At 57.0% G+C, this 4,726-nt stretch carries 4 protein-coding genes; 2 read left to right on the forward strand and 2 right to left on the reverse strand.

Annotation, left to right across the window (positions count from 1 at the left end):
* Nucleotides 1–459: cupin domain-containing protein (locus tag EN964_RS25100; protein ID WP_206528756.1), on the reverse strand; the 459-nt coding region annotated here is incomplete at its 3' end.
* Nucleotides 460–687: 228 nt separating this feature from the next.
* Here EN964_RS25100 and EN964_RS25105 point away from each other — a divergent pair.
* The gene (locus EN964_RS25105; protein WP_127266654.1) at nt 688–1,500 is read left to right on the forward strand and encodes a HAMP domain-containing sensor histidine kinase; all 813 of its coding nucleotides are present in this window, start codon (nt 688–690) and stop codon (nt 1,498–1,500) included.
* 377 nt (nt 1,501–1,877) lie between these two features.
* The gene (locus EN964_RS25110; protein ID WP_127266653.1) at nt 1,878–2,624 is read left to right on the forward strand and encodes a response regulator transcription factor; all 747 of its coding nucleotides are present in this window, start codon (nt 1,878–1,880) and stop codon (nt 2,622–2,624) included.
* A 63-nt stretch (nt 2,625–2,687) separates the two neighbouring features.
* Here EN964_RS25110 and EN964_RS25115 read toward each other — a convergent pair.
* A partial coding sequence (locus tag EN964_RS25115; protein WP_206528757.1) for a PAS domain-containing protein occupies nt 2,688–4,726 on the reverse strand: 2,039 nt, incomplete at its 5' end.

The following is a 4,726-nucleotide window of genomic DNA, read 5'->3' on the forward strand; positions in this document are numbered from 1 at the left end:
CATTGACAGGCACTCAGCGGAAAGGCCCAGATTTTGTCGTACGACCTCCGCTGGCGTACAAGACAGCCAGTCGGTGATGCTGAAGGTATGATCCTCTGAGAAATCGCCATTGTCGAAGATGAGAATGAAATGGCATTCGCCGGGTCCGAGGCCCTGGATAGAATGACCCCATCCGCGCGGGAAATACCAAACATCACCCGGGCCGAACGTATCGGTCGCCGCTCCCCCGTTTGGATTAAGAACCGTTGTGCGGCAGTTGCCAGAAATCACATACGCCCATTCCGCGGCGTTGGCATGCCAATGCAGTTCGCGCATGGCGCCAGGATCGAGACGCATCGACACGCCGGCGATACCGATGCTGGCGGGAAACTGGTGTATCGACGCGCCCCGCGTGATGCCGCCGTTGCCGACACGTGGGATGGACTTTTCGAGTTGGTATCGGAACGAAGGCATGGTCATATTTGATTCCTTTGCTTCAACAAAACGGTAGGCTTGCCGTACTGGGTCCCCCAGATTGTGTGAAGCTAAGCGGCGGTTGGCACTTCAGATATCGGCGCAAGGGATCGTTCTTCCGTACATAAGTACGGTCGCTCGCCCGTGTAGGCGACCGCGACTGCCGCTACGTGGGATTATTCACGATCGACCTTCGCCGTAGCGTGGCGTCGAGCATAACGGCGAAGATCGGGAATGAAGATGACGACAGAGCAAGCGAGTGCAGAAGCAGTGGAGCGCGCATTAGCATCGCGTGCCGCAATGGCGAGGATGATGGCGGTAGCGGGCCACGATTTGAAGCAACCGCTGCATGTCGCGATGATGTCGCTCGCCTACGCGGCAGAAGCTGGTATGCCGGCCCTTATTGCAGATCGTCTCCGCATCGCACTTGATGCCATGAAGCGCCTCGGTAGCGAACTCGATGACATCGCTCGCTTGTCGCAGAAGGACGAGACGTTGCAACCGCGCCGCCAGAATGTCCTCCTTGCTCAAGTACTGGAGCGGGTCGAAAGCGACTGGCGCTTCTATGCAGAGGCTTGCGGCGTCGAGCTTCGGATAATCTCATCCGACAGCATCGTCGAAACGGATCCTGAAATGCTCCACACGATCCTGCGCAATTTGGTCGGCAATGCGATTAAGTATAGCGGTCCGCGTGGCCATGTCCGACTGGTGTGTCGGACCAGGCGCCACAGAGCGTGCATCGACGTGCAGGACGACGGCGCCGGCATCCCCGCAGCACGCCTCGAACGCATCTTCGACGCATTCGAGCGCGGTGATTCCGCTGAGTGGGACGGAATGGGTCTTGGCCTTATGATCGTCCGCCAGACTGCGGATCTGCTTCGCCATCAAGTCGCGGTGAGATCAATCCAAAATGTCGGATCGACGTTCTCCATCGAACTGCCTCTTGCAAATAGTGTCGAACGCATGTGGAGAGTCCGACCAAGTCCCAGCGGCACGGAAAGAATGACCCTGCGCCGCAACTTCCGTGCTTCGCGCAGATCGAGATAATCTCGCTCCGGCACTGCACCGGAGCGAGAGTTAAAATTCGGAGTGAACAACGCTCCCCTTGCTCTCGCCTTGATCACTTGATCAGCAAACTGTTCTCGGCTCTGAGTGTGAACTTCCCTTGGGTGGAGAGGGGCACTGCACAATCGCATGGGAAGTGCGGCGAACTGGATGCGGACGTCTGATCGGTCAACGTAGGTCTAATGGAAATGTTTAATGGTGCTGAATCACGGTCTTCATTACACACAGGTTTATGACCAGAAACCAGACAGGCGCACCGTTTCCCAACGCAATGCTGCCAATCTTTGATCATTGTGCCACCTCTTTCACGCGTTTTCTGAGTAGAACTCGAAGAGAAATTAAAGATTAAGGTCGAACCAATGGAAAATACGGCAAAAGAGCTTCTTGACACCGTGACGTCGGGTGCATTCCTAGCTTTATCGGGCGACGGCACCTCTCGTCGTCAAACGTCCCGAAGCGAGTTTGCCGGTAGGGACTCCAGCGTATCTATAATTGATGCCGACATTATGGTTCGCCAAGCTCTTCAAGATCTTCTGAAATCCATCGATCTCTCCTCACAAGCATTCGGTTCGGTCAGTGATTTTCTTCAGCGGAACAGGTCGCCTGACAACCCAAGTTGCATCGTCCTGGACGTCCGGCTTCCGGGGCTCAGCGGACTTGAGTTCCAAGAGCATCTCGCCCGGTCGGGAGTTAAGACTCCGATCGTCTTCCTTACCGCCCATGCGGATATACAGATGACCGTCCGCGCTATGAAATCAGGAGCGGTCGACTTTCTCACCAAACCATTCCGGGATCAGGATCTGCTAGACGCCGTTTCCGCAGCTCTCGAACGGGATCGCGCGAGGCGACGCCAGCAGCAAGCCATTAATGACTTGCGACGGCGTTTCTCGTGTCTGACCGAACGCGAATTGGATGTGACCTGGCTGGTCGCTGCGGGACGGATGAATAAGCAGATTGCCGCCGAGCTCGGTATAAGCGAGTCTACTGTGAAGTTGCATCGAGGCAGCGTCATGCGCAAACTGAATGTGCGGACCGTTCCCGACCTAGTACGCATGGCCGACATCATGGCTCAGAGCATCGAACCTCGGCAATCGCAGCAGCTCTAGTTAGTTTAGTCTATTTCTTCTTACGCGGTTCACCGTGCTGTTGTAGTACTTACTGTGATCGCGTCACGCGACGTCTCTTCTATCTTGCCCCGGGTTGGAAATAGGCAACGTAAAGGTGAATACGGCGCCTCCGTTTTCGCCATTCTCAGCCCGTATCTCCCCGTCATGCGCCTCGATGATGGAACGGCAGATCGCCAGTCCAATGCCCTTGCCGTTCGCCTTGGTCGAGTAGAACGCCTCGAAGATCATGTGCGGGTCTTCCATTCCGGATCCTTGGTCGCGAACCTCCACCGAGATCCGGTTTCCGGCGATAAGTCGCGAGCCGATTTCAAGGACTCGTTCCTCCGGAGGCATGCGTTCCATGGCATCGATGCCGTTCCGGATCAGGTTGACGAGAACCTGCTGAAGCTGGATACGGTCCCCTATTACCGATGGCAAGCCGTCATCCGGGCCGGTTCTTATCTGAATTGCGTTCACCGCAAGCTCGTTCTCCATGAGCCGGCAGACGTCCAAGACGAGTTCGTTGATGCTAACCGGCGTCCTAGTTTCAGAGGTTCTAAAGAACAGGACACGGATTCGGCGAATGATGTCTGCGGCCAGATTTGCATCCCTCGTGATCCTGCCCACGTTGGCGATCGCGCGTGTTATGTTAGGCGGATCAGCTTTCAGCCAGTGTTCGCAGGCCTGTGAGCTTGCCACGATGCTGGCCAGTGGCTGATTGACTTCATGCGCGATGGATGCGGTCAGCTCGGAAAGGCTGGCAGCCTTCGAGGCGCTCGCAAGTCTCTCATGTGCCGACCTCAGTTCCTCCTGCATCCTCGTTTCATCGTCGATATCGGTGATGACCGTATACCACTGTAGCAGTCGGCCATCCCCGTCGCGAAGCGGCTCCGACCGGCTGTCGGCCCAGCGGTAGTGCCCATCGTGTCGCATGTGACGATAGCGCAGCGTAAACGGCCTGCCTAAAGCAAATGACTCGACCAGGGCGCGGCGGAATCGTTCCCTGTCGTCTGGATGGATCAACCGGTCTATCTGCTGGTTGCGATCGAACCGCGCTTGGTCGACCTTCTCAGCGCGGATACCGGCGTAGTCGTTGAGCCGTCTGTTGATGTAAGTTGGTTCGCCCGAAGCAGAAGCGCACCAAACCATGACAGGCACCGTGTCGACCAGAAGCTGCAGTTGCCTCTCACTCGCGCGCAGGGCTTCCTCGGCCTGCTTGCTCTCGTCAATATCGATGAGGACGCCGTACCAGCGTATGATCTTTCCCGTGTCGTCGCATTGAGGTGCAAGACGACTGTCGACCCAGCGGAACATGCCGTCATGACGGCGCAACCGGTATATCTCCGCGAAGGAGGTGCCCGTCGAGAATGACCGCATCATTGCGTCACCGACCCGAATTCGATCGTCGGGGTGCACGGTCACGTCGAGGGCCTCACGCAGGCGGGTCTTGTTTGGAACCTCCAAGTCGCCAATCGCGATGCCGGCAAACGCTTTGACCTGCTTATTTGCGTAGAACGGCTCACCTTCGGGCGTCGCGCACCAGATCAGGGCAGGAATGGCGTCAACGAGTTGTCTAAGCTCTCGCTCACTCTCTCTGAGGGCCTCCTCGACGAGCTTCTGCTCGTGTATATCCACGGACGTACCGTACCAGCCGGTAATGTCTCCTTTGGCACCCCGGGCAGCGCGAGCAACTGCACGAAACCAACGATAGCTGCCGTCATGTCCTTGGATGCGGCAATCGGTTACAAAATCCTCGCCGCTGGCGAGGCATTCCACCAGCCGGCCAAACGTCTGCTCCACGTCGGCAGGGTGCACAAGCGGAATGGCATTTTTCCAGTCGTCCAAGTCTGCCTGGCGTTCGTTGCCGGTGACATAGTTCTGTACCGCCTTATTTGTGTACGTGTATTCGCCCTTGCCGTTCAGAGACCACCCCATGGCCGGCATGTTGTCAACGATGGCTGCCGCGAACCGCATGCGATCATCCGCCTTTGAGGGGAAAATCATTGCACACCTAATCACGGTGAAAATCACCAAGGCTGCCCCTCCAAAGAGTGCGGTTTGCACTGCAGGAGAGAGGTCGCCCTCTGTCATCAGATGTGCGG

This window comes from Mesorhizobium sp. M7A.F.Ca.CA.001.10.2.1, from assembly GCF_003998575.1.
Taxonomy (GTDB): Bacteria; Pseudomonadota; Alphaproteobacteria; order Rhizobiales; family Rhizobiaceae; genus Mesorhizobium.